Origin of the sequence: Clostridium cadaveris (assembly GCF_020911725.1) — a bacterium.
Taxonomy (GTDB): Bacteria; Bacillota; Clostridia; order Clostridiales; family Clostridiaceae; genus Clostridium_X; species Clostridium_X cadaveris.
In genome coordinates, this window is sequence record NZ_CP076620.1 from 792,083 (window position 1) to 814,840 (window position 22,758).

25 protein-coding genes are annotated in these 22,758 nt (G+C 32.5%); 21 read left to right on the forward strand and 4 right to left on the reverse strand.

Annotated elements, in window-relative coordinates; all coding sequences use genetic code 11:
- Positions 1–141 precede the first annotated feature (141 nt).
- Positions 142–1,668 (reverse strand): PucR family transcriptional regulator, encoded by a 1,527-nt coding sequence (locus KQH81_RS03605; RefSeq protein WP_230028946.1) that lies wholly within the window; start codon positions 1,666–1,668, stop codon positions 142–144.
- Positions 1,669–1,833: 165 nt separating this feature from the next.
- On the opposite strand from KQH81_RS03605, the gene KQH81_RS03610 reads away from it, so the two are divergent.
- The 6 genes from KQH81_RS03610 (at position 1,834) to KQH81_RS03635 (ending at position 7,525) form a co-directional block, all read left to right on the forward strand.
- Positions 1,834–4,641: an oxidoreductase gene (locus tag KQH81_RS03610; RefSeq protein ID WP_230028947.1), complete on the forward strand. Its 2,808-nt coding sequence runs from the start codon at positions 1,834–1,836 to the stop codon at positions 4,639–4,641.
- Between the two features lie 20 nt (positions 4,642–4,661).
- The gene (locus KQH81_RS03615; RefSeq protein ID WP_027637459.1) at positions 4,662–5,438 is read left to right on the forward strand and encodes an SDR family NAD(P)-dependent oxidoreductase; all 777 of its coding nucleotides are present in this window, start codon (positions 4,662–4,664) and stop codon (positions 5,436–5,438) included.
- A gap of 191 nt (positions 5,439–5,629) precedes the next feature.
- Complete coding sequence (locus tag KQH81_RS03620) at positions 5,630–5,824, forward strand: DUF1858 domain-containing protein (RefSeq protein ID WP_027637458.1); 195 nt, start codon at positions 5,630–5,632, stop codon at positions 5,822–5,824.
- Positions 5,825–5,836: 12 nt separating this feature from the next.
- Entirely contained in the window at positions 5,837–6,463 is a 627-nt protein-coding gene (locus KQH81_RS03625) for a hypothetical protein (RefSeq protein ID WP_074844609.1), read from the forward strand.
- 4 nt (positions 6,464–6,467) lie between these two features.
- Positions 6,468–7,028 (forward strand): hemerythrin domain-containing protein, encoded by a 561-nt coding sequence (locus KQH81_RS03630; RefSeq protein WP_027637456.1) that lies wholly within the window; start codon positions 6,468–6,470, stop codon positions 7,026–7,028.
- Between the two features lie 155 nt (positions 7,029–7,183).
- Positions 7,184–7,525, forward strand: a complete 342-nt coding sequence (locus tag KQH81_RS03635) for a DUF6050 family protein (RefSeq protein WP_230029245.1) — start codon at positions 7,184–7,186, stop codon at positions 7,523–7,525.
- 151 nt (positions 7,526–7,676) lie between these two features.
- On the opposite strand, the gene KQH81_RS03640 is transcribed toward KQH81_RS03635, so the two are convergent.
- Both KQH81_RS03640 and KQH81_RS03645 read right to left on the reverse strand, forming a co-directional pair.
- Positions 7,677–8,183, reverse strand: a complete 507-nt coding sequence (locus KQH81_RS03640; RefSeq protein ID WP_074844615.1) for a CPBP family glutamic-type intramembrane protease — start codon at positions 8,181–8,183, stop codon at positions 7,677–7,679.
- Positions 8,184–8,343: 160 nt separating this feature from the next.
- On the reverse strand, positions 8,344–9,039 hold the full coding sequence (locus tag KQH81_RS03645; RefSeq protein ID WP_074844618.1) for a Crp/Fnr family transcriptional regulator: 696 nt from the start codon (positions 9,037–9,039) through the stop codon (positions 8,344–8,346).
- Positions 9,040–9,295: 256 nt separating this feature from the next.
- Here KQH81_RS03645 and KQH81_RS03650 point away from each other — a divergent pair, with 256 nt between their 5' ends.
- Together KQH81_RS03650 and KQH81_RS03655 are read left to right on the forward strand one after the other, a co-directional pair.
- Positions 9,296–10,180: a hypothetical protein gene (locus tag KQH81_RS03650; RefSeq protein ID WP_074844621.1), complete on the forward strand. Its 885-nt coding sequence runs from the start codon at positions 9,296–9,298 to the stop codon at positions 10,178–10,180.
- Positions 10,181–10,213: 33 nt separating this feature from the next.
- Positions 10,214–10,390, forward strand: coding sequence for a hypothetical protein (locus KQH81_RS03655; protein ID WP_230028948.1), 177 nt, complete (start codon positions 10,214–10,216; stop codon positions 10,388–10,390).
- Between the two features lie 65 nt (positions 10,391–10,455).
- Here KQH81_RS03655 and KQH81_RS03660 read toward each other — a convergent pair whose 3' ends face one another.
- Entirely contained in the window at positions 10,456–10,914 is a 459-nt protein-coding gene (locus KQH81_RS03660; protein WP_230028950.1) for a GlcG/HbpS family heme-binding protein, read from the reverse strand.
- 285 nt (positions 10,915–11,199) lie between these two features.
- Between KQH81_RS03660 and KQH81_RS03665 the strand changes: the two genes are divergently transcribed.
- The 13 genes from KQH81_RS03665 (at position 11,200) to eutJ (ending at position 22,725) form a co-directional block, all read left to right on the forward strand.
- On the forward strand, positions 11,200–11,772 hold the full coding sequence (locus tag KQH81_RS03665) for a DJ-1/PfpI family protein (protein WP_027637451.1): 573 nt from the start codon (positions 11,200–11,202) through the stop codon (positions 11,770–11,772).
- Between the two features lie 147 nt (positions 11,773–11,919).
- Positions 11,920–14,451, forward strand: coding sequence for a glycyl radical protein (locus tag KQH81_RS03670; protein WP_027637450.1), 2,532 nt, complete (start codon positions 11,920–11,922; stop codon positions 14,449–14,451).
- 35 nt (positions 14,452–14,486) lie between these two features.
- The gene (locus tag KQH81_RS03675) at positions 14,487–15,404 is read left to right on the forward strand and encodes a glycyl-radical enzyme activating protein (protein WP_074844630.1); all 918 of its coding nucleotides are present in this window, start codon (positions 14,487–14,489) and stop codon (positions 15,402–15,404) included.
- Between the two features lie 26 nt (positions 15,405–15,430).
- Positions 15,431–16,222 (forward strand): propanediol utilization microcompartment protein PduB, encoded by a 792-nt coding sequence (pduB, locus tag KQH81_RS03680; RefSeq protein ID WP_027637448.1) that lies wholly within the window; start codon positions 15,431–15,433, stop codon positions 16,220–16,222.
- A gap of 38 nt (positions 16,223–16,260) precedes the next feature.
- Entirely contained in the window at positions 16,261–16,548 is a 288-nt protein-coding gene (gene pduA, locus KQH81_RS03685) for a propanediol utilization microcompartment protein PduA (RefSeq protein WP_027637447.1), read from the forward strand.
- 75 nt (positions 16,549–16,623) lie between these two features.
- Positions 16,624–17,382: a hypothetical protein gene (locus tag KQH81_RS03690; RefSeq protein WP_027637446.1), complete on the forward strand. Its 759-nt coding sequence runs from the start codon at positions 16,624–16,626 to the stop codon at positions 17,380–17,382.
- Between the two features lie 12 nt (positions 17,383–17,394).
- Entirely contained in the window at positions 17,395–17,991 is a 597-nt protein-coding gene (locus KQH81_RS17670) for a BMC domain-containing protein (protein WP_027637445.1), read from the forward strand.
- Between the two features lie 63 nt (positions 17,992–18,054).
- Positions 18,055–18,318 carry a EutN/CcmL family microcompartment protein gene (locus tag KQH81_RS03700; RefSeq protein WP_027637444.1) on the forward strand — a complete coding sequence of 88 codons (264 nt, stop codon included), beginning with the start codon at positions 18,055–18,057 and terminating at the stop codon, positions 18,316–18,318.
- A 24-nt stretch (positions 18,319–18,342) separates the two neighbouring features.
- Positions 18,343–19,665, forward strand: a complete 1,323-nt coding sequence (locus tag KQH81_RS03705) for an aldehyde dehydrogenase family protein (protein WP_143081315.1) — start codon at positions 18,343–18,345, stop codon at positions 19,663–19,665.
- 24 nt (positions 19,666–19,689) lie between these two features.
- Complete coding sequence (gene metK, locus KQH81_RS03710; protein WP_230028951.1) at positions 19,690–20,874, forward strand: methionine adenosyltransferase; 1,185 nt, start codon at positions 19,690–19,692, stop codon at positions 20,872–20,874.
- 36 nt (positions 20,875–20,910) lie between these two features.
- Positions 20,911–21,189, forward strand: a complete 279-nt coding sequence (pduA, locus tag KQH81_RS03715) for a propanediol utilization microcompartment protein PduA (RefSeq protein ID WP_027637441.1) — start codon at positions 20,911–20,913, stop codon at positions 21,187–21,189.
- Positions 21,190–21,256: 67 nt separating this feature from the next.
- Positions 21,257–21,925 (forward strand): phosphate propanoyltransferase, encoded by a 669-nt coding sequence (locus KQH81_RS03720; RefSeq protein WP_074844638.1) that lies wholly within the window; start codon positions 21,257–21,259, stop codon positions 21,923–21,925.
- Entirely contained in the window at positions 21,916–22,725 is an 810-nt protein-coding gene (eutJ, locus tag KQH81_RS03725; protein ID WP_027637439.1) for an ethanolamine utilization protein EutJ, read from the forward strand. The genes KQH81_RS03720 and eutJ overlap by 10 nt, the downstream gene beginning before the upstream one ends.
- Positions 22,726–22,758 lie beyond the last annotated feature (33 nt).

A 22,758-nucleotide genomic window follows, 5' to 3' on the forward strand; every position in this document is an offset into this window, starting at 1 on the left:
GCAATAGTGGACACGAAAAGTTTAACACAATATATATTACAAAAGAAGAATGTGTTAAATTTCTTATGTCCACTATATTTATTTAAATCATGTTTCTAATTTATTATATCTTTTCTCTAACTTTGAAAGTAGTTCAATATTTCACATAGACCTCTCATCTATTTTATAGCAGTAATCATTTATTAGAAAAGAAAATTTTAATAAAAATTTTGTATGATAATCTTCAAAATCGAGGTTAGTCAATTCTATAATTCTATTAACCCTGTAAGATAAGGTGTTTCGGTGTATAAAAAGTTCAGAAGCAGTTGTTTTTATAGTGCAGTCATTGTTTATGTATGCTTTTAAGGTTTCAAACAGATGCGTCTTATTCTTTTTATCATAATCTTTAAGAATTGAAAGTGATGGATGAAGCATGGTACTAAGTGAATTTTTATCATCTACACGGGAAATTAAGTCATAAGCCATATAATCTTCATATGAGTATACCTTTTTAGATGGTTTAAAGAGCTGACCTAATATTAGTGCCTTATAAGCTTGCTGGTAATGATTATACAATTGTTTTATGGTGAAAAAAGGATAGCTGATGCCTATTTTTATATTTTCATTATCTGCAAATTTATTAAGATGCAATATTAAATCATTATCAATATTTATTTTGTCGTTAGGAATAGCAACAATTATTCCCTTGTTGTCATAAGTCACATGTGCACCTAAAAATTCAAGCTTAATGTCGTGAACTATCTTATTTCTTTTATACCAATTATCATCATTATAATTATCATGAATATATAGGGCAGTCATTTTTGAAGGGAATTGAATACTAGTAAGTCTTGATTCAATATCTTCAAATGGAACCCCGATTATACAGTCATACATGACTCTATAATGTGGCGTAACTATTTCCGATAAATTTGAAATATACTTTTTTATAGTGTACTCTACAGCATCACATATTATTTTTAACAGCTCATCATTAGATGACGATATTTTTTTCTGGCCTTCAATCATAAGAATAAATCCTATCTGCCGTTCATTCAAAAACACTTTTTTTGTGAACTTTCGGTTAGGGGATTCACTACATGTAACCTCAACTGGAGACGATGACTTAGATAAGTTTTTTATGCTGGGAAGTGATTTTACAGCGCGGATAAAATCATAATTACAGTATCCGTTTTTTACATTCTCAGACCACAATGGATCAGATACGGGTATGGAGGATGAGCTTGCAATTATTTTAAATGTAGTATCACATAATAGCAATGATTGTCCAAGATTTATAGATGCTAAGTCAATGACTGAATTGAGGTTTCGTGTTTTATCAGCAATGGTGATTAAGTCTTCATAGAGTGTTGAATTTATGTCTTTTTCCAAATATGATTTTACTTCATTAAATATGCTGAAAAGGGAACTGTCATCAGTATAAGCTAAATTACAGTTACAATACGTGATTTTAGGTGAATTTACTGAATGATTAAGTATGCACTGAGATGGTAGATTAGGTATGCCCTGAAGTTGTGAATCATATCCAAAGTATAACGTATTTTCTGAAAATGTGGTACGTTTTACATCAATTAGAGCAACATCGCGGATATTAATTTCATTCTTTTCTGAGATAACTTCGATAAAATAATCATTTCTTAATGTTTCCAATAGTTTTGAAAAAATCATAGTATAACACCTCAAAATATAACTATAGATACAATATAGTGCATCGTGCACAAGTTGTCAAATAACTATCGTAGTTCATACACATGGTAAAGAATTCTAAATATTCTTATAATGGTATTAACAATAGTAATGAAGATTTGAAGATTTAAATGGGAGAGTGATATTATGTATCCGAAACTTTTTGAAGCGGGAAACATTGGCAAAGTTAAATTGAAAAACAGATTAGTTATGTCTCCTATGGGATGTGGACTTGCCAACCTTGATGGGACTCCAAGCAAAGAAATGATTGCATTTTATGAAGCGAGAGCCATAGGAGGAGCAGGACTTATTATTCCAGAGATTACTAGGATAAATGATGTACATGGTGCTGGGCTCATGAGACAGCTATCAGTAACAAAGAACAGACATATCGAACCACTTTCTAAATTAGCTGAAGCAGTTCATAAGCATGGAAGCAAAATTATGATTCAGCTTCATCATCCAGGAAGAGAAACTGTGTCAGCATTATTAGGGGGACAGCCTGTTGTGTCAGCATCTGCAATACCATGTAACTATCTTAAGCAGGAGACACGTGCTCTAACTACTGAAGAAGTCAAACAGCTTGTTAAGCAGTTTGCAGAGGGTGCAAAAAGAGTTCAGAAGGCTGGATGCGATGGAGTAGAATTACATGCAGCACATGGATATCTTTTACAGCAGTTTCTTTCTCCATATACAAATAAAAGAGAAGATGAGTATGGTGGAAACTTTGAAAACAGACTCAGATTTGTACTAGAAATAATATCAGAAATAAGAAAGGAATGTGGATCTGATTTTCCAATAGGAGTACGTCTTTCGGTGGAAGAATTCCTAGATAAGACTGGAGTAAAGGAGGATTACATTCATATTCAAGATGGAATTAAAATAGCTATTGCACTTGAAAAAGCAGGAATAGATTTTATTGATGTAAGCTGTGGATTATATGAAACAGGAATGACATGTATTGAGCCTATATCTTTCCCTCAAGGCTGGAGAAAAGATATGATAAAAGCAGTTAAGTCACATGTCAGTATTCCAGTCATAGGAGTATCAGTTATAAGGGAACCTCAGGTCGCAGAAGGACTATTAGAAGATGGCGTAGAGGATTTTGTATCTATGGGGCGTACATGGCTGGCTGATGAACAGTGGGGCAGAAAAGTACAAGAAGGAAGAGAAAATGAATTAAGAAAATGTGTAAACTGCCTTCGATGCTTTGAGAGCTTAAATGAATATAATGCACAAGGCGTACCACCAGAGTGTGCTATTAACCCAAGAATGGCAAGGGAACTTCAATTTGGAGATTTAGAATATGATACAGAAGGTCATAAGGTAGTAGTTGTTGGTGGTGGACCAGCGGGAATGTGTGCCGCAGAAACATTAGCAAGACGAGGAATTAAGGTTGTACTAATGGAGCGTCAGGGAGAGCTTGGAGGGACTGTAAATTTAGCTAAAAAACCTCCTCTAAAAGAACACATGCAATGGATAGCAGATTATTATACAGTTGAACTCAAAAAGCTAGGAGTTGAAGTTAGATTAAATACTGAAGCTTCTAAAGAGAACATAATGGCAGAAAATCCAGATGCAGTTATAATAGCTACTGGTTCAGTATCAATTATTCCAGAAAGTATTAAAGGAATAAATGAAAATAATGTATATACAGTAGAAAATATACTTAAAGATAAAACCAATCTTGAAAATAAGAATGTAGTTGTAATTGGAGCAGGACTTACTGGACTTGAGACCTCGGAATATCTTTGTGTAAATGGGAATAAGGTTACAATAGTTGATATTTTAAAGCAGCCAGCACCTAATGCTAATCACACAAATGTTGCAGATGTATGCTCAAGACTACAAAAATATGGTGCACAGTACAAACTAGGATATTCTTTAAAGGAAATCAAGAAAGATAGCATAGTGATAGAGAATATTGATACTAAGGAAGAAGCAGTAATAAATACAGATGCAGTAGTATTATCTTTAGGTTTCAGACCTGACAATTCTTTAGTTTATGATCTTAAAGACGTTGAAGTTAGAGTAATTGGAAGTGCGGTAAAGGATGGAACAATATCACCTGCCACAAAAACTGGCTACAAAATTGGACGTGAACTTTTTGCTAAATTAGAGAAAAACACAAGCTTTAAAATATCAAATGATGAGTTAAAGAACTTTGGCAAGGTTTCATTAATGGATAATCAGGAAGGTGTATATATGGCTTATCTTACAGATCCAGAAGCTATTTCTAAAATACTTCCGCCACCATTAAAGCCATTCTCAATGCCTGTAGTAACATTATCGGTTTGCCATATAAATAATCCTACTTTTTCGGATGATTATTATGAGGCTATTTTAGGAGTATATGCAATGTATGGTAAGAATCTTGGATTATATCCAATAAGCCTTGTATTAGGTGGTCCAGGTGCTGAAATGGCAGTTCAATGTGGAAGGGACAATGGAAGTATTCCTAAGAAATTAGGGGCAGAGTTCGTAATAAGAAGAAATGGAAACAATGTTAATGTAGGAGTTACAAGAAGAGGAACACAGCTTGTAGATATGACTATGGAGCTTGGAGAATACAACAGCCCGCTTACTTCAGTATTATATCAAAGTCCAGCACCAGGTAAAAAGACATATGGAGGTGGATTCTATTTCCATCTTGATAGAATTCCAAATAAAGAGGGAGTATCTAACTTTAAAAATGCAGCACTTTTGATGAATCAATGTGAATACAATTATACGTCTTGGGAGCCAGGGTTAGTATCATTAGAATTAAAATCAAGCATTGATGATCCATGGGCTGAACTTCCAATTAGAACTATTATTGGAGGAGCATACTCAGTAAATAGTCTTTTAGTTCATAAACTTAATTTAGCAGAAGAATTAAATGCAGATGAAATAATAAATTATTTATTGACAGCAAGATATGACCGCACTGCTTTTATGGAAACAGGAAGAATATGATAGAGAGGAAGGAAAGAAAAATGAAAAATTTATTTGATTTAACAGGAAAAGTTGCCGTTGTAACAGGAGCTAGTTCAGGACTAGGAGCAGATGCAGCACTTGCATATGCAGAAGCAGGAGCAGATGTAGCACTACTTGCTAGAAGAGTTGAAAAGCTTAATGACGTGAAGAAGAAATTAGAAGAGAATGGACACAAGGTTATTGCAGTTCAATGCGATGTAACAGATGAAGAAAGCGTAAAGACAGCAATAGAAAAAGTTCTTGAGACATTTGGACATATTGATATATTATTAAACAATGCTGGAGTTGCAGTGCGTGGTGGAGTTGACAGCATGTCAGAGGAAGACTGGGATAAGTCATTTAACACAAATGTAAAGGGAATCTTCTTAGCTTGCAAATATGTAATACCACAAATGAAAGAAAGAGGCTATGGAAAAATAGTAAACATAGCATCAGTAAATGCAGTAATAGCTGATAAGAATGATATATTTATAAGACATTCATATAATGCATCAAAGTCAGCAGTATTAGGATTGACAAAGGGCATGGCAGCTTCTTACGCAAGATATGGAATTACTGTAAATGCAATAGGACCTGCTTTATTTGAATCTGAAATGACAGCAAATACTTTATTTAAATCAGAACAATTCTTAGCAGGATATAATATGATGAATCCAACAAGCCGTCCAGGTAGAAGAGGGGAATTAAATGGAACAGTAATTTACTTATCAAGTGATGCTTCAAGCTATGTTCAAGGACAGTTTATAATTGTTGATGGCGGCGGCTCAATTGTTTAATTAACTAAATTATAGTAAAATAAAAAATTCTAATGATGCCATTTCCAAGTATTAATTCAGAAAAATCCTAGTTTTTACTGGGATTTTTTATTTTGTAATAATTATTAGTTCGTATCTATGGATACCGAATAAGATAAAGGATAACAATATAATTAAAGCATAGATTAACTAGAAAAAAGGAGGAATAAAAAATGAAGATTTTAAAGGAAATGACTATTGGAGAGGTTGTTAGAAATTATCCAGATTGTATAGATGTGCTTTTCAGTTTTGGTATGGGGTGTGTTGGATGCCCATCTGCACAAGCAGAGACAATAGAAGAAGCAAGTAAAGTTCATGGTATAGATGTTGAAAAACTTATTAAGGCATTAAATGATGCTGTAAGATAAGGCGGGAAGAATATGAGTGCATTTTTAGGGAAAATACATTATTGGCTATTTAATAAAATACAATTGCATGAAAAACTTATAGAAGAAATAGTTGGTTTGTCTGAAAGTATAGGTTACAACAGTGATGTAATAGTAAATGAAAGCTATTCTAAATATGGAATGCCAGTAGAAGGAAAATTAGAAGATGAAATAAATCATTCTAATATTCATGGATGGCTTCAAGAGAAAATAAAAAGTGTAGAGAGCAGATTGGCATATATTATAACTGAATTACTGAAAAATGATATTCTAAAACAAGAAGAAATTGAAGATGTTTTTTATAAAAATGCATTTAACACAGGAAAAGAACTTAATATAAGTGAGTACTCTCCACAAAATGTATTTAATTTGATTTTTGATTTTATGCTTGAAGGAATGCCTTGTGATAGAGTAAATGAAATAGTTGAAAATAGTGATACTATGATTCAATGGAAGACTACAAGGGAAATTCATAAACAATATTGGGATGTAGTTGGAGGAGATGTCAATGAATTTTACTCATTAAGAGATTCATGGATAGAGGGATTTTTAAAGGGAATTGGTAGTAAATTTAAATACATTAGAACAGAATCTGGAATAAATACAATAGGGCAGGTGTAGTTATATGGATGGAATTGTATTGATGATAGATGAGCACAAAAAAATAAAGAGAATGCTTGATGTAATAAGAAAAGTATGTATGGACATCATGAATGGAGCGGAAATTGAGTTTAAGGATTTTGAAAATATAATTGATTTTGTAAGAAATTATGCAGATAAACATCACCATGGAAAAGAAGAAAAGTTTTTATTTACTAAAATGGTAGATGAAATAGGTGGGGCAGCGGAAAAACTAGTTAAGTTTGGTATGCTGGTTGAGCATGATTTTGGAAGAATGTATATAAGGGATCTTGAAGAAGCACTTGAAAAATATAAATCTGGTAATGAAGAAGCAAAATTAGATATAGTTGCTAATGCTGTATCCTATGCAAATTTATTATTTAGACATATAGATAGAGAGGATAATGTTGCCTATTCTTTTGCTAAAAGAGAACTATGTAAAGATACATTAAGCAAAATTGATATTGAATGTGAGGAGTTTGAAATAGAAGCTCACAAAGAAGGGCTTCAAGACAGGTATATCAAAGTTTTAGAAATGCTTGAGAAAAAATATAATGAAGTATAAGAAGTAATTTCATTATGAAATCAGATATTATGAAAAAAGTTTATAAATTATAAATAATAGCAGCTTTTGTGATAAAATAAATATATCATAGAAAGCTGTTTTTTTATGAGAAAAAGAAAAGAAAGGTTAAAATATAGATGACATATATTGATGTGATGAAACGAGATATAAGAAGAGATTTTTTAGTATATGTGGTATCTCCAATATTAATAATAGTAATAACTTATAATGTTTATATATACATAAACGGTGATTCACCTCTAGATTATTTCTCTTTATTACTAGTATGTGGCTTGCCTTTTGGAATAAAAAATATGTTTAATATTTTAATTCCAAGTAATATTTCTACTCTTGTATTAAATATATTTATAGGATGCATTATAGGTGATTTTGTAATGATATGGAAATTAGCTTTAGCAATTTATTATTTAATATTAACAATAGTAAGAATTAGAAATTTAATAGAAGCTAAGCAAGAAAAGTATTATATTAAATAATAATAGAAGTAAAACAAAAGAGACTGTCTTAAAATGATTCTTCGAATCGTATTTGAACTGCTCCCTGTCTACTTGACAGGGAGCAATTCGATTTGAGACAGTCTCTTCTTTATTTTAAATCTAAAACTAATTTTTATTTATTTTTTTATCTTTAGCATAAGTTATATATTTTTAAAATGTTTATAATGCTAAAGCTAATAAAATTTCTTAAGCTATGGATAATACATACGACCCAAAAAGGTGATACTTTTTTTGTTTCATAAACTACAAAAGCATAAGAAAGGAACATACCTAAAATAGTTGTATGAATTACATAACTTAGACTGTAGCAATGTTGCAGACCAAAGATTAAAGCTGATATTAGAATTATAATTAAATTATTATTTTTTAATATATTTATTTTTCTTAAGATTTTTATAGCTCCATATTGAAATAAAAAGGTCTCTAATAAAGGTGCAATTATTGATATAGCTAGAAACTCTATGATTAAAGGAGCTTGTGATATAGATGGATTAGTTTCGGCAATTTTAATATTAAAAATATCAATTAATAACCCCAATATATATGAACAAAGGAACATACTTAATGTAATAGTAACGATAAATTTGAAAGTAGATAAGTTTCTTAAAAAGGTATCTACTTTATTTAAAAATTTCATAAAAAAACCCTCAATTAATTATTATATTTTAATTATAACACAATGCCAATATAAACTCAGTATTTACAAGACCTTAAACATGATAAAGTCATACAAATACCATTGGAATTGTATGACTTTATCTATGCTCAGCAAGAGACATGACGTTTATTTTTTTGCTTTAATAGTCACAAAAACTTTTTAATAGTTCAATATCTTTTATCTTAAATGTAGACAAATGAAAATCAATAATACCTTCATCACGCATTGCACACATTTCCCTAGATAACGATGGACGTGATACATTTAAAAAATCAGCAAGTTCATTACGCTTTAGTGGAATAGTTAAAGTTGTATTTTTCGAAATTTTATATTGATCTATTAAGTACAAAGAAATTTTTCCTCTTATAGATTTAAGTGAAAGATATTCAACTTTTTTGTTTAGCATTAATCCTTTATCAGATATTACTTTTATAAAATTTTGAAGTAATGAGGTATGCCAAGAACAATTTTTACCGCATTTAGTTATGAGAGATGAGTTTGTAATAAATAAAATCTTACAAGGTGATTGTGCCATTACTGTTACTGGCCATGTTTTGCGGCTTGAAAATACAAACATCTCACCAAATAATCCACTTTTTTTTATTAATGACATCACTACTCTGTCTCCGTTAACATTTTCCTTAGTGATAATTACTTCTCCTTCTAAGACTAATCCAAATTCATTAATTGTGTCGCCAGAATTTATTATAAATTCATTTTTGTCATAATTAACTATATTAGGAGTCAAGCAGTTGAAAAGTAAGGGGATTTCATTATCATTTATACTATTAAATAAAGGTGATTTTTTAATAACGTCAATATACTTATTTATCATATAAAATCCATCCTTTTGTATCTTTAGATACCAAATCATTTTAATAAATATAATATAATAACTGCATATAAATGACAAGACTCTAATTTAGAAATAAAATATTATATTCCCTTTTTGTCATAAAACAGCTTTATATAAAAGTTTTAAAATTACCCTTTTTTCGAATGAATAACATAAAAGGAAATAGTGGCATAAATGCTAAAATTTAATCAACACTTATAAAAATATATTTTAGGGAGAAGGGAGAAAATATAATATGGATTTATTTGCATTAATCGCATCATTTGGGGGAGGGGTAATAGGAGCTTATATGGGAGCACTTCCATCATTTATATTAACGGGAGTTCTTGCAATCGTAGGTGCAATCGTATCAATGTCTGGAGGAGCAGATATGACAGTAGGATATGTGACTTTTGGATCTTACTTAGGACCACATATCGCTTTTGCAGGAGGAGTTGCAGCAGCAGCATATGCTGGAAAAACGAAAAAAATAGAAAGTGGAACTGATATTTTATCATCCCTTAATGGTTTATCAGATCCTATAACATTAGTTGTAGGAGGAGTCTTTGGTGTTTTAGGATTCTTTATACATTATTTAATAGGTCAAGTACTTCATCTTAATACAGATCTTCCTGCTATTACAGTAATTATATCAGCGATTATTGTGCGTCTTGTATTTGGAAGAAGTGGACTTATTGGAAAAGCAAATCAAGGTGAGAAACGTGAGTATTTTACTGGTGGTAAAGGCTGTATATGTAATATCTTATTAGGACTAGGTTTAGGTACTGCTATAGGATTTATATATCAAACATTAATAAATGCTGGAGCTAATGAAATCGTTATAGGTAGCTATCCAATACTTTGTTTTGGTATTGCTGCATTTTCTCTTATTTTTACTCAAACAGGATTTGCAACTCCAGCTACTCATCACATTGCTTTAATTTCAGCTTTAGCTGTAGTTTCGTCAGGAAATCCTATCATGGGAGTTGTATTTGGCATTCTTACATCTTTATTTGGTGACTTTATAGGAAAGACATTTAATAGCTATTGTGATACACATATTGACCCACCTGCATTTACAATTTTTATATTTGCGTTTATTGTAAACGTAATATTCGGAGTTGGAATCTTCACGATTTAGTAAAATTAAATATATTTTTATGGAGGAGTTATTATGAGAGAAAAAAAGTATTCTGGTAATTTTTATAATAATGATAACAAAGAAGATATGGATGAAAATTGCCCAAGTTGCATGTATAAAAATAAAAAGGTAGAGAAGAACAAGAAGGAATGTCCTAACTGTTACTACATACCAAATAAAGAAAATCAAGAAGAAAGTAAAAATAAATAATAAAAAGGCGTCAATTCGTAAGATTTAAGAATTGACGCCTTTTTATTCTATAAATATTAGAGTCTTTAAGCAAAATTAACAGCATATTTAGCAACCTTTATATCCTGTTCTACAGAACCGCCTGAAACTCCAATTGCCCCTATGCAGTGATTGTGTCTTTCAATAGGAATTCCACCTCCAAAGATACAAAATTTTCCGGGATGTGTATCTTGAAGTCCATATAGAGAGTTTCCAGGAAGAATATTTTTGGCAGCTTCCTCAGTTGGTATTTGGAGTGCTACGGCTGTGTAGGCTTTAGAATAAGAAATTGAAATACTAGCAAGAAGTGAGTCATCCATACGATGTTGAGCAATTATATTTCCACCGTCATCAACAATAGTAATAGCCATAGGAACTTTTATCAAAGCAGACATCTCTTCGGCCTTTGTAATCATTTCAAGTGCATCTTTTAAAGTGAGGCGCTGTCTTTTTAATGTACTTATTATGGTATTAGCAATTTCGTTTGTCATATCTGTATCCTTCATAAATTACCTCCATAAATAAAAATGATGATATGAAAAAAGATTAAATATCAATATAATTTTATATTTTCATAAGAATAGAAAATTCCTTAAATATATTATAGAAAAAAAAGAAACTTAACTCAATTAATGTAAAATCTAAAAAAGTGTAAAATACAATACTTTTGCCGTAAAAGAAATCAGGTCTGAAAAGTACATAAATTAGGTTTGTCTATTACTAAAAATCTTATAATTCAAATGCTACAATGTAGGAAAATAAAAATTAAATTAAAGAAAAGGAGTGATTATATGAAACGAGTCTTAATGCTTGCTGGTGATTTTACAGAAGATTATGAAGTAATGGTTCCATATCAAGCTTTGAGTATGGCTGGTATAGCTGTAGACGTAGTATGCCCTGATAAATCAGCAGGGGAATATATAAAAACCGCTATTCATGATTTTGAGGGAGATCAAACTTATACAGAGAAACCGGGACATAATTTTAAATTAAATGCATCCTTTCAATATTTAAAACTAGAAGAGTATGATGGCTTATTTATTACAGGTGGACGAGCTCCTGAATACTTAAGATTAGATTATAGGGTTATTGATATAGTGAGATTTTTTATGGATTTAAAAAGACCTGTAGCAGCAATTTGTCATGGCGTTCAGATACTAACTGCAGCAGATGTATTAAAAGAGAAGAAAGTTACTGCTTATCCTTCAGTAAAGCCAGAAGTATTAGCTGCAGGAGGAATTTTTGTAAGCAAAGAAACTGATGAAGCTGTAATATTTGAAAATTTAGTAACTGCTCCTGCATGGCCAGGAAATGTTGAGATATTAAAAGGATTTCTTAAATTGTTAGGAGTTATTATTTTATAAAGTTAAAAAGTTTGGATTTTACAGTGTTTGCGTTTTAATAATGTTACAGTGTGTTTAAGTAGATAAGCTATGATTTATTTAAGAACAAAACGTTCTTTGTTTAAAAGCAAAATTATGAATTCAATATAAGTGAAGGAGGATATTTTGATGATTGGAAAAGGATTTAGTGAACCAACCGAAAGAGTAAAAAGACTTAAAAAGGCAATTGTTGATGCAACTCCATATGTGGAGTCAGAAAGAGCAGTTTTGGTAACAGAGTCTTACAAGGAGACAGAAGGATTATCTCCAATTATGAGACGTGCAAAAGCAGCTGAAAAGATATTTAATAACCTACCAATTACTATTCATGAAGATGAATTAATTGTTGGAGCAATTACAAAAAATTTACGTTCTACAGAAATTTGTCCAGAGTTTTCTTATGAGTGGGTAGAAAAAGAATTTGATACTATGGGAACTAGACTTGCAGATCCATTCCAAATTCCTAAGGAAACAGCAGCTGAATTATCAGAAGCATTTAAATATTGGAAGGGAAAGACAACAAGTGAATTAGCAGATTCTTATATGTCACAAGAAACAAAGGACTGTATAGCAAATGGAGTATTCACAGTTGGAAACTACTTTTATGGTGGAGTAGGTCATGTATGCGTAGACTATGAAAAGGTTTTGAAAATAGGGTTTACTGGAATTATCAAACAGGTTATTGAGAAGATGGAGTCTATGGACATTAGTGATCCCGATTATATTAAGAAGAGAAATTTCTATGAAGCGCTAGTTATTACATATACTGCAGCAATTAATTTTGCACATCGGTATGCAGCTAAAGCAAGAGAATTAGCATCAGCTTGTTCAAATCCTGTAAGAAAAGCAGAATTACTTCAAATAGCAGCTAACTGTGATAGAGTTCCTGAAAGAGGAGCTACTAACTTTTATGAAGCATGCCAATCTTTCTGGTTTGTACAAATTCTTCTTCAAATTGAGGCAAATGGACATTCTATTTCTCCAGGGCGTTTTGACCAGTACATGTATCCATTTTTAGATAATGATAAGAATATATCAAAGGATTTCGCTCAAGAATTAGTTGACTGTATATGGGTTAAATTGAATGATGTAAACAAGACACGTGATGAAGTGTCTGCACAAGCATTCGCAGGGTATGCAGTGTTCCAAAACTTAATTGTAGGTGGACAAAATGAAGAGGGATTAGATGCAACTAATGAAGTTTCTTATATGTGTATGGAAGCAGTTGCACATGTTAAATTACCAGCACCTTCATTCTCTATCCGTGTACATCAAAATACTCCAGATGAATTTTTATATAGAGCATGCGAAGTAACTCGTCTTGGGTTTGGAGTACCAGCAATGTATAATGACGAGGTTATTATACCAGCACTTTGCAATAGAGGAGTTTCTCTAGCAGATGCAAGAAATTACTGTATTATTGGTTGTGTTGAACCACAATGCCCACATAAGACAGAAGGATGGCATGATGCTGCGTTCTTCAATATTGCAAAAGTTTTAGAAATAACTTTAAACAATGGTAAAGTTGGAGACAAGCAATTAGGACCTGTTACAGGGGATATAACTACATTTACTTGTCTTGATGATATATTAGAAGCTTACAAGAAACAAATGGAATACTTTGTTTATCATCTTGCTGAAGCTGATAACTGTGTTGATTTTGCTCACGCAGAGAGAGCTCCGCTTCCATTCTTATCTGCACTTGTAGATGACTGTATTGGAAGAGGAAAGAGTGTTCAAGAAGGTGGTGCAATTTACAATTTCACTGGACCTCAGGCTTTCGGGGTAGCTGACTCAGGGGACTCTTTATGTGCAATTAAGAAGCATGTGTTTGAGAATAAAGAAGTTACAATGGCTCAACTAAAAGAAGCTTTAGCTAATAACTTTGGCTATGCATGTGATTCTTCATCAAACACAAATAATGTTGATTTAAATGATGAAGCTAAAATTTATGAAGCCGTAAAGAAAATATTAAGCAATAATGGTTCTATTGATATAGCAGATCTTCAAAAACAATTAAGCAGCAGCAATACTCAAATTTTAAGTTGCAGTAATGAAGAGCTAGCTCAAATAAAGAGAATTATGGAGAAGACACCTTGGTTTGGTAATGATATTGATGAAGTAGATATGATAGCAAGAAAATGTGGACAAATCTATTCATATGAGGTTGAAAAATATAAGAATCCACGTGGCGGACAATTCCAAGCTGGATGCTATCCTGTATCAGCAAATGTACTATTTGGTAAAGATGTAGGAGCATTACCAGACGGAAGACTTGCAAAAGCTCCATTAGCAGACGGAGTATCTCCAAGACAAGGCAAGGATACTAATGGACCAACTGCTGCAGCTATGTCTGTTGCAAAATTAGACCATGAAAATTACTCTAATGGTACACTTTATAATCAAAAATTCCTTCCATCTGCACTTGCAGGAGATGAGGGGTTAAGACATTTTGCTTCTGTAGTACGTTCTTACTTTGACCATAAGGGTATGCATGTACAATTTAATGTTATAGATAAAGAGAAGTTACTTGAAGCTCAAGCTCATCCAGAAGATTATAAAGATTTAGTTGTACGTGTTGCAGGATATAGTGCTCAATTCACTGTATTAGCAAAGGAAGTTCAAGATGATATCATCAGCCGTACAGAACAATCATTCTAATATATTGTGATTATAAACGGTGAAGGAGAGTAGACATGAATTCAATTAATTATAATCTAACAGGAACTGTGTTTGATATTCAGAGGTTTTCTCTACATGATGGACCAGGAATTCGAACAATTGTATTTTTGAAAGGATGTCCTCTTTCATGCCAATGGTGTAGTAATCCGGAATCTCAAGACAAGAATCCGATTATTATGTATAAGAAAGATGAATGCCTCCATTGCGGTCGTTGCATAATGACCTGCAAGAGGGGGGCAATCAGCTTTGACAACAATGGATTTATAAATAGAGATCTGTGTAATGGGTGTGGAGAATGTGTAAACGCATGTCCTTCAGGAGCCCTTGTATTAAAAGGAAATACAATGACAGTTCAGGAGCTTATAAAGGAATTAAAAAAGGATGCCACTACGTTCAGAAGATCTGGTGGCGGTGTAACTTTATCTGGAGGTGAGCCGCTGCTTCAATATGAATTTGCCTCAGAAGTCTTAAAAGCCTGCAAAGGGCAAGGTTGGAATACTGCTATAGAGACCACTGGAATAGGAAGTAGTAAAGCAATTGAAAAGGTAATTCCTCATGTTGATACAGTGCTTATGGATGTTAAACATATGAATGCAAAAAAGCATAAAGAGTTTACAGGTATAAGTAATGAAAACATGATAAAAAATGCAATGAGAATTAGCCAGATATCTAACACCGTAATACGTGTTCCAGTAATACCAGGTTTTAATTATTCAGTAGAAGATATTAAGGATATTGCTGAATTTGCAAGAAGCTTAGTTGGTATAAGGACAATGCATTTATTACCATATCATGTATATGGGCAAAACAAATATGAATTAATAGGTAAAAACTATGCTTTAAATAATATAAAACCTCTTAGATCAGAAGATTTAGAAGAATGTAAGAGTATAGTTGAAAGTTATGGTTTCCAATGCATAATTGGAGGATAAATTTTAATGAGGATGGAGGAAAAATAATGGATCAACAGTTAATTGAAAAAGTAATGAAACAGGTAACTGATGAACTTGGAATTAAACAAGAAACTTGTGAAAAAGAAAGCAAATCAGGAAATAGATGCAATGGTATTGGATTAACTGAATTTGTAGGAACTGCAATGGGAGATACTATTGGATTAGTAATAGCTAGTGTAGATCCTATGTTATCTGATGTTATGAAATTAGGAAAATATCGTTCTATAGGTATTATAGGGGGAAGAGTAGGAGCTGGTCCACAAATTTGGGCAGTTGATGATGCTGTAAAGGCAACAAATACAGAGATAATTTCTGTTGAACTTCCAAGAGATACAAAGGGTGGAGCAGGACATGGAAGTTTAATTTATATAGGTGCAGATGATGTATCAGATGCAAGAAGGGCAGTTGAAATTGCACTTCAATCAATACCAAAATACTTTGGTGATGTATATGGAAACGATGCAGGACATTTAGAGTTTCAATATACTGCAAGAGCAAGTTATTGCTTAGAAAAAGCTTTAGGAGCTCCAATAGGAAAGGCATTTGGTATGACATGTGCAGGTCCAGCAGCAATAGGAACAGTTTTAGCAGATATAGCTGTAAAGGCAGCAAATGTAGAAGTGGTAGGATACTGTTCGCCTTCAAATGGAACTAGTTATTCAAACGAAGTTATTCTTACTTTCACTGGTGATTCAGGAGCTGTAAGACAAGCTGTAAAAGCAGCTATAGAAGCTGGCAAGAAGATGTTGGGGGCATTGGGAGAAGAACCTAAATCTACAACAACACCATATATTTAATAAGAAATAAAATATAGATTAACAGAGGAGGTTTCAATATGAATTCAGATGCATTAGGTATGGTTGAGACAAAAGGATTGGTTGGAGCAATCGAAGCGGCAGATGCTATGGTAAAAGCAGCAAATGTTACATTAGTAGGATATGAAAAAATAGGTTCAGGACTTGTTACAGTTATGGTTAGAGGTGATGTAGGAGCGGTAAAGGCTGCTACAGATGCAGGAGCAGCTTCTGCAGCAGCAGTTGGTGATGTTGTTTCTACTCATGTTATACCACGTCCTCATACAGATGTTGAAAAAATTATTCCACATCTTGAAAATGAAAAATAGACTATAAGAAATTATTGTTTGAGTGGTAGTATCGAGAGATGCTTTTTAAGCATCTCTTGAAACGAGGTGAAATAATTGGAAATTAGTGAGGAGCGTTTAAAAGAGATAATACTGCGTGTATTACATGATTTTGAAGAAGAGAAGAAACTTTCAGGGATTCAGAAAGTATATATGATATGTACCTCACAATGGGATGAGAGATATTGTGATTTTTTAAAACTCATGGAGAAATTTGATAATATTCAGATATATGTAGTTGTCCATGAATTATGGATAGGCAAAGAATATGAAAGAATTTTAAAAAGTTATAAATCTTGTTATAAAACAATATCCCAATCATGTGAGTTACCAAAAGATCTTGATAAAGCAGTTACTGTATTTCCAGTAGTTCCTAAAGATATAGTTGTGAAGTCTGCTTTATGTATAAGTGACACATTTGAAACATCATGGATTACTTCATGCATAGAAAATGGAGGTAGGATTATTTTCTTACGTAATGGACTTATGAAGTTTTCAGGTAAGGAATCAAAAGTTTATATAAGCCAAATATTATCTTACTATCGTAAGATTTTAGAGTATGGTATTGAAATTAGTGATATCAATGAAATAAAAGAAAAAGCTAAAAATGAGACTTTAAATAAGCAATACATTATGAAGGAAAAATACGTTTTGCCAAGTAAAGCTATTAGGAATGAAAAGAGAGTTATAACAGCATCAAATATTGAACACTATGCTGAAGATGGTATTGTTCATATAAATAAGAATGATATTGTTACAGACTTAGCACGAGATAAGGCGAAATTTTTAAATATAATTTTTAAATATGCAATATAGTGAGGTGATAGGATGAAACAATCACTGGGATTGGTTGAAATTCAAGGTTTATCTACTGCTGTTTTAGTAGCAGATGCAATGGTGAAATCAGCTAATGTTCGTATTATAGAAATTGAAAATGCTAAAGGTTCTGGCTATATGACAATTAAGGTTGTTGGGGATGTAGGAGCTGTAAATGCTGCAGTAAATGCAGGACAGCAGCTTGGGGCTATGAACCAAAAGTTGGTTTCATGGAGAGTTATTCCGAGACCTTCAGATTTTGTAGAAAATACCTTTTGTAATTTAGAAACATTAAAGCCATCAAAGGTAGAACACAAAGTAGAAATAAAAGAAAATGAAGTTGCAAAAAATGAGGATTCTTTCATAGAAGATAGCACTATGGTAGCTGATAAAACTGTAAATACATCAACAATTTTAGAAGAAAAGACTGATATTAAGGAAAGAGAAGTTATTAAAGAGGCTAATTTAGAAGAATCAGTAGTTGATATAAAGAAAACAAAAGAAAGTGAAAGTAATAAAACAGAAGTTGAAAAGAAAGTAGTATCATCTTCTGGAAGTAAGAAAACAAATTCAATAAAAAAAGATACATCAAAGCGAAAGAATAAATAACATGGAGAACTTTTAGGTTATATATTAATGGAGTTTATTTTCGATGAAAGGAAAGTGAGCAGTATGAAATTAGCTAAGGTTATAGGAACTATTGTGGCTACAAGAAAAGAGGAATCCCTTGTTGGTTACAAATTAATGGTGATTAGGCGTATTGATGGCAGCACCAATTTTATTGGAGATGAAGAAGTAGCAGTAGATTATGTAGGGGCTGGAATTGGAGAGATAGTTCTTATAGGTCAAGGATCTGCTGTTCGTTTAAATAAAGCGAAAAAAGAAGCTACCATTGATATGGCCATTATAGGAATTATTGATGCTATAGATATTTAGCAGGTTATCGTAAAAGAGGAGGTAGTGTTTCATATGAAAAGCAGTATATACTCTAGTGTTACCGATGCTGTTTTTGCAGCTAAATCAGCTTATTTAAGATATATGAAGTTAACTTTAAATGAACGTCAAGAAATATTGGAAGCTATAAAAACAGCATTACGTCCAATATTGTATGATCTTGCAGTTATGACAGTAAAAGAAACTCATATGGGAAATGCAGAGGATAAGACAGAGAAGCTAAAGCTTGCAATTGAAAAAACTCCTGGTATTGAAGATTTAATCACAGAAGTCAATACTGGAGATCATGGTATGACTTTATATGAATTATCTTCCTTTGGTGTAGTTTGTGCAGTCCATCCATGTACTAATCCATGTGCGACTTTAATAAGCAATACTATTGGTATGCTGGCTGCTGGAAATGCAGTCATTCATTGCCCTCATCCAAGAGCAATTAAGGTCTCTCAATATCTTACAAGCATCATAAGCAATACTATTCGTTCTGTTTGTGGAATAGATAATTTGGTAGTGACTCTGGATGAAAGTTTAATGGGATTTACAAGAGAAGTTATGAGTCACCCAGATGTTGATCTTGTGGTTTGCACAGGAGGAAATAAATCATTACATAAAGCTATGACTTCTGGAAAAAAGGTAATTGGAGCTGGACAAGCAAATCCAGTAGCAATTGTGGATGAAACTGCAGATTTATATAAAGCTGCTAGGGATATTGTTCAAGGTGCATCTTTTGATAATAATCTTATGTGCACATCAGAAAAAAATATCGTAGTTTTAGATAATGTAGCTGATTCATTTATTGGTGAACTAATCAAAAATGAAGTTTATTATACAAAGAATAAGGATGATGTTCAAAAACTTTTAGATGTAGTAGTAACAGAGGATTGTACTATTAATAAAAAACTAGAAGGTAGAGATGCAAATTATATTTTAAAATGTGCTGGAATTCAATGTGATTATAATGTGAAATTAATCGTAACTGAGACAGAAGTAAGTCATCAGTTTGTAATGTTAGAGTTATTAATGCCGCTTGTTCCAATTATAAGAGCAGATAACTTTGATGAAGCTCTTGAATTGGCTATAAATATTGAACAGGGATATAAGCATACAGCTACAATTCATTCAGAGTCTATAGAACATTTAAATAGAGCAGCAAAAAATATGCAAACTTCAGTTTTTGTAAAGAACGGATCATCTCTTTTAGGAATTGGCTTTGATAAAGAGGGACATACGAGTTTTACAATAGCTAATGCAACGGGAGAAGGTACTACGACAGCAAGACATTTTACTAGACGAAGAAGATGTACCCTTAGCAACGGTTTCTCTATACGTTAATTGTTAAGAAAGCAGGTTGGTTAAATGAGAGAAGTATACAATGACAGAACTTATTTCATAACTTCAGAATCTGTAACCGAAGGGCATCCTGATAAGATATGTGATCAAATTGCAGATGGTATATTAGATGCTTATCTTGAAAAAGATCCTAAATCACGTGTTGCAATAGAAGCTATGGTTTCGACTAATGCATTAATGCTTTCAGGAGAGGTTACATCTATTGCAAAAGTCGATATTGTAAAGAAGGCTAGAGAGATTATAAGAGAAATTGGTTATATTGAACATGGAAAGGGATTTGATGCTGATACATGTCTCATATTTACTAATATTCATAATCAATCACCAGATATTTCTCAAGGTGTGACAAAACAATCTTTTGAAGATAAAGAGATACTTGGTGGTGGTGATCAAGGAATTATGTATGGATATGCTACAGATGAAACTGAAAGTTTGATGCCTGCACCATGTGATTTAGCTAATAATCTTGCAAAGCAGCTTGCTTATGTAAGAAAAGTACTTAAAGCAAGTTTTTTATATCCAGATGGAAAAACTCAGATTACTATGAGATATAGTGATGCAGGAAAACCTATTAATATTCATAGTATTGTTGTTTCTGCACAGCATAGTGATTGGATATCCCATGATACCTTAGAATCATTTATACGTAAGGCAGTAATTGAACCGGTTATAGATACTAAATGGATGACAGAAGAAACAAAAATTCATATAAATCCTACGGGAAGATTTGTAATTGGTGGGCCAACAGGAGATACAGGGCTTACAGGAAGAAAAATTATGGTGGACACTTATGGAACAATAGGGAAACATGGGGGAGGAGCATTCTCAGGAAAGGACCCTACAAAGGTTGATCGTTCTGCAGCTTACATGGCACGATATGTAGCTAAAAATATTGTAGCATCAGGGCTGGCAAAGAGGTGTGAGGTTTCCTTTGCATATGTAATTGGAGGAATTGAGCCAGAAGCAGTTACTGTTAATACATTTGGAACTGGAAAGATTTCTGATAATGATATAGAAAAGTTAGTTAAAAAGGTATTTAAATTTGGAGTTGCTGATATTATTGAACAATTAGACCTAAGAAAGCCTCAATTTTTGAAAACAGCTGCTTATGGTCATTTTGGGAGAATAGATCAAGACTTCAGATGGGAAGAAACTGATAAAGCGTTAATCTTAAAGGAATCAATACTTTAATAATTATATAAAATTAAATTTTAGGAGGAATTAAGTATGACAAATGAAGCGTTAGGAATGGTTGAAACAAAAGGTTTAGTAGGAGCAATAGAAGCAGCAGATGCAATGACAAAGGCTGCAAATGTAGTATTAATAGGATATGAAAAGATAGGATCAGGATTAGTAACAGTTATGGTTCGTGGAGATGTAGGAGCAGTTAAAGCATCTGTAGATGCAGGAGCAGCTGCAGCATCTAATGTTGGAGAAGTAGTATCTCAACATGTAATCCCAAGACCACATACAGATGTTGAAAAGATTTTACCAAAATCTTTATAAGATAAAAGAAAATATATAGGGGCATTAGAGCCCCTTAAATAATAAAATTCCGAAAGGGGTTAGGATAATGACTAACAATGAAATTATAAAGATAGTTACTGAAAGAGTAATTAAGAAATTAAAGGAATACAATGATTTTAAAATCCCTGTAGGAGTTTCCAATCGTCATGTACATGTAAGCCAAGAAGACTTAGAAGTTTTATTTGGAAAAGGCTATGAGTTAACTAAAAAATCTGTTTTAAAACAACCAGGTCAATATGCAAGTAATGAAACAGTTACAATTCGCGGACCTAAAGGCGAATTTGAGCGTGTTAGAATATTAGGTCCAGTAAGAGCTAAGAGTCAGGTGGAAATTTCCAAGACAGATAGTTTTAGACTTGGAATTAAGCCTCCAATTAGAGAATCAGGTAAATTAGATGGAACTCCAGGTATAGAAATTATTGGGCCTAAAGGTAAAATAGTTCTTCCGTATGGAGCTATTATTGCATTTAGGCATATTCATATGACACCGGAACAAGCTTTAGCAATGGGACTAAGAGATAATGAGATAGTAGATGTTGAGACCTTTGGAGAAAGAAAAGGAATATTTGGAGATGTACTAGTTAGAGTTTCTGACAAATCGGCTTTAGAAATGCATGTAGATGTTGATGAGGCAAACGCTTTTTCACTTAATAATAATGATTATGTGGTTATAAAACATGATAATAACCAAGAAAGAGGAAGTATATGCTCATAAATAATGATATTCTTGCAGAATTTTCAGAGCTTATTCGTGAAAATAAATGTAACTCTTTTTCTGGAATTTTAAAAACAGGAGTAGACCTTGGAACAGCAAATATTGTAATTTCAGTTGTAGATGAAAACAACAGACCTATAGCAGGAGTAACGGAGGTTTCAAAGGTAGTTAAGGATGGAGTTGTAGTAGATTTTGTAGGAGGAATACAAGCAATTAAGCGCTTGAAAGCTAGATTAGAAGATATGCTTGGAGTAACTCTTGAAACTGCTGCTACAGCTATTCCTCCTGGAATTATAGATGGGAATGTAAGATGTATTTCTAATGTAATAGAAGGAGCTGGATTTGAGGTAACAAATGTTATTGATGAACCTTCAGCTGCTGCTACTGTTTTAGGAATAAAAGATGGAGCAGTAGTAGATGTAGGTGGGGGAACCACTGGTATAAGTATTATAAAAGATGGAAATGTCATCTTCACTGCTGATGAACCTACTGGTGGAACACATATGACTTTAGTTCTTGCAGGATATTACGGAATCTCTATTGAAGAAGCAGAGGAAATTAAGAAAGATATCACAAGGGAAAATGATGTATTTCCAATTATAAAACCTGTTGTAGAGAAAATGGCCTCTATCGTTAAGGGATTTCTTTCAGAATATGATGTGGACGATGTATATGTTGTAGGTGGAGCAGCTTGTTTCAATGAATTTGAAAGCACTTTTGAAAAACAATTAGGAATAAGAACAATAAAGCCTAATGATGCATTACTTGTTACGCCTTTAGGAATTGCATGGAATGCTTAAAGGCAACCTCAAATAAGAAAATAAGGAGTGATA

What these genes read in the sequence shown, in the direction of transcription:
- metK (WP_230028951.1), top strand. Translation starts at nt 19,690, where the DNA reads ATGAGAGAAGTATACAATGACAGAACTTATTTCATAACTTCAGAATCT.
- KQH81_RS03605 (WP_230028946.1), bottom strand. Translation starts at nt 1,668, where the DNA reads ATGATTTTTTCAAAACTATTGGAAACATTAAGAAATGATTATTTTATC.
- eutJ (WP_027637439.1), top strand. Translation starts at nt 21,916, where the DNA reads ATGCTCATAAATAATGATATTCTTGCAGAATTTTCAGAGCTTATTCGT.
- KQH81_RS03640 (WP_074844615.1), bottom strand. Translation starts at nt 8,183, where the DNA reads ATGAAATTTTTAAATAAAGTAGATACCTTTTTAAGAAACTTATCTACT.
- KQH81_RS03625 (WP_074844609.1), top strand. Translation starts at nt 5,837, where the DNA reads ATGAGTGCATTTTTAGGGAAAATACATTATTGGCTATTTAATAAAATA.
- pduB (WP_027637448.1), top strand. Translation starts at nt 15,431, where the DNA reads ATGGATCAACAGTTAATTGAAAAAGTAATGAAACAGGTAACTGATGAA.
- KQH81_RS03610 (WP_230028947.1), top strand. Translation starts at nt 1,834, where the DNA reads ATGTATCCGAAACTTTTTGAAGCGGGAAACATTGGCAAAGTTAAATTG.
- KQH81_RS03635 (WP_230029245.1), top strand. Translation starts at nt 7,184, where the DNA reads ATGAAACGAGATATAAGAAGAGATTTTTTAGTATATGTGGTATCTCCA.
- KQH81_RS03620 (WP_027637458.1), top strand. Translation starts at nt 5,630, where the DNA reads ATGAAGATTTTAAAGGAAATGACTATTGGAGAGGTTGTTAGAAATTAT.
- KQH81_RS03615 (WP_027637459.1), top strand. Translation starts at nt 4,662, where the DNA reads ATGAAAAATTTATTTGATTTAACAGGAAAAGTTGCCGTTGTAACAGGA.
- KQH81_RS03665 (WP_027637451.1), top strand. Translation starts at nt 11,200, where the DNA reads ATGAAACGAGTCTTAATGCTTGCTGGTGATTTTACAGAAGATTATGAA.
- KQH81_RS17670 (WP_027637445.1), top strand. Translation starts at nt 17,395, where the DNA reads ATGAAACAATCACTGGGATTGGTTGAAATTCAAGGTTTATCTACTGCT.
- KQH81_RS03720 (WP_074844638.1), top strand. Translation starts at nt 21,257, where the DNA reads ATGACTAACAATGAAATTATAAAGATAGTTACTGAAAGAGTAATTAAG.
- KQH81_RS03700 (WP_027637444.1), top strand. Translation starts at nt 18,055, where the DNA reads ATGAAATTAGCTAAGGTTATAGGAACTATTGTGGCTACAAGAAAAGAG.
- KQH81_RS03660 (WP_230028950.1), bottom strand. Translation starts at nt 10,914, where the DNA reads ATGAAGGATACAGATATGACAAACGAAATTGCTAATACCATAATAAGT.
- KQH81_RS03655 (WP_230028948.1), top strand. Translation starts at nt 10,214, where the DNA reads ATGAGAGAAAAAAAGTATTCTGGTAATTTTTATAATAATGATAACAAA.
- KQH81_RS03675 (WP_074844630.1), top strand. Translation starts at nt 14,487, where the DNA reads ATGAATTCAATTAATTATAATCTAACAGGAACTGTGTTTGATATTCAG.
- KQH81_RS03645 (WP_074844618.1), bottom strand. Translation starts at nt 9,039, where the DNA reads ATGATAAATAAGTATATTGACGTTATTAAAAAATCACCTTTATTTAAT.
- KQH81_RS03630 (WP_027637456.1), top strand. Translation starts at nt 6,468, where the DNA reads ATGGATGGAATTGTATTGATGATAGATGAGCACAAAAAAATAAAGAGA.
- KQH81_RS03670 (WP_027637450.1), top strand. Translation starts at nt 11,920, where the DNA reads ATGATTGGAAAAGGATTTAGTGAACCAACCGAAAGAGTAAAAAGACTT.
- KQH81_RS03650 (WP_074844621.1), top strand. Translation starts at nt 9,296, where the DNA reads ATGGATTTATTTGCATTAATCGCATCATTTGGGGGAGGGGTAATAGGA.
- pduA (WP_027637441.1), top strand. Translation starts at nt 20,911, where the DNA reads ATGACAAATGAAGCGTTAGGAATGGTTGAAACAAAAGGTTTAGTAGGA.
- pduA (WP_027637447.1), top strand. Translation starts at nt 16,261, where the DNA reads ATGAATTCAGATGCATTAGGTATGGTTGAGACAAAAGGATTGGTTGGA.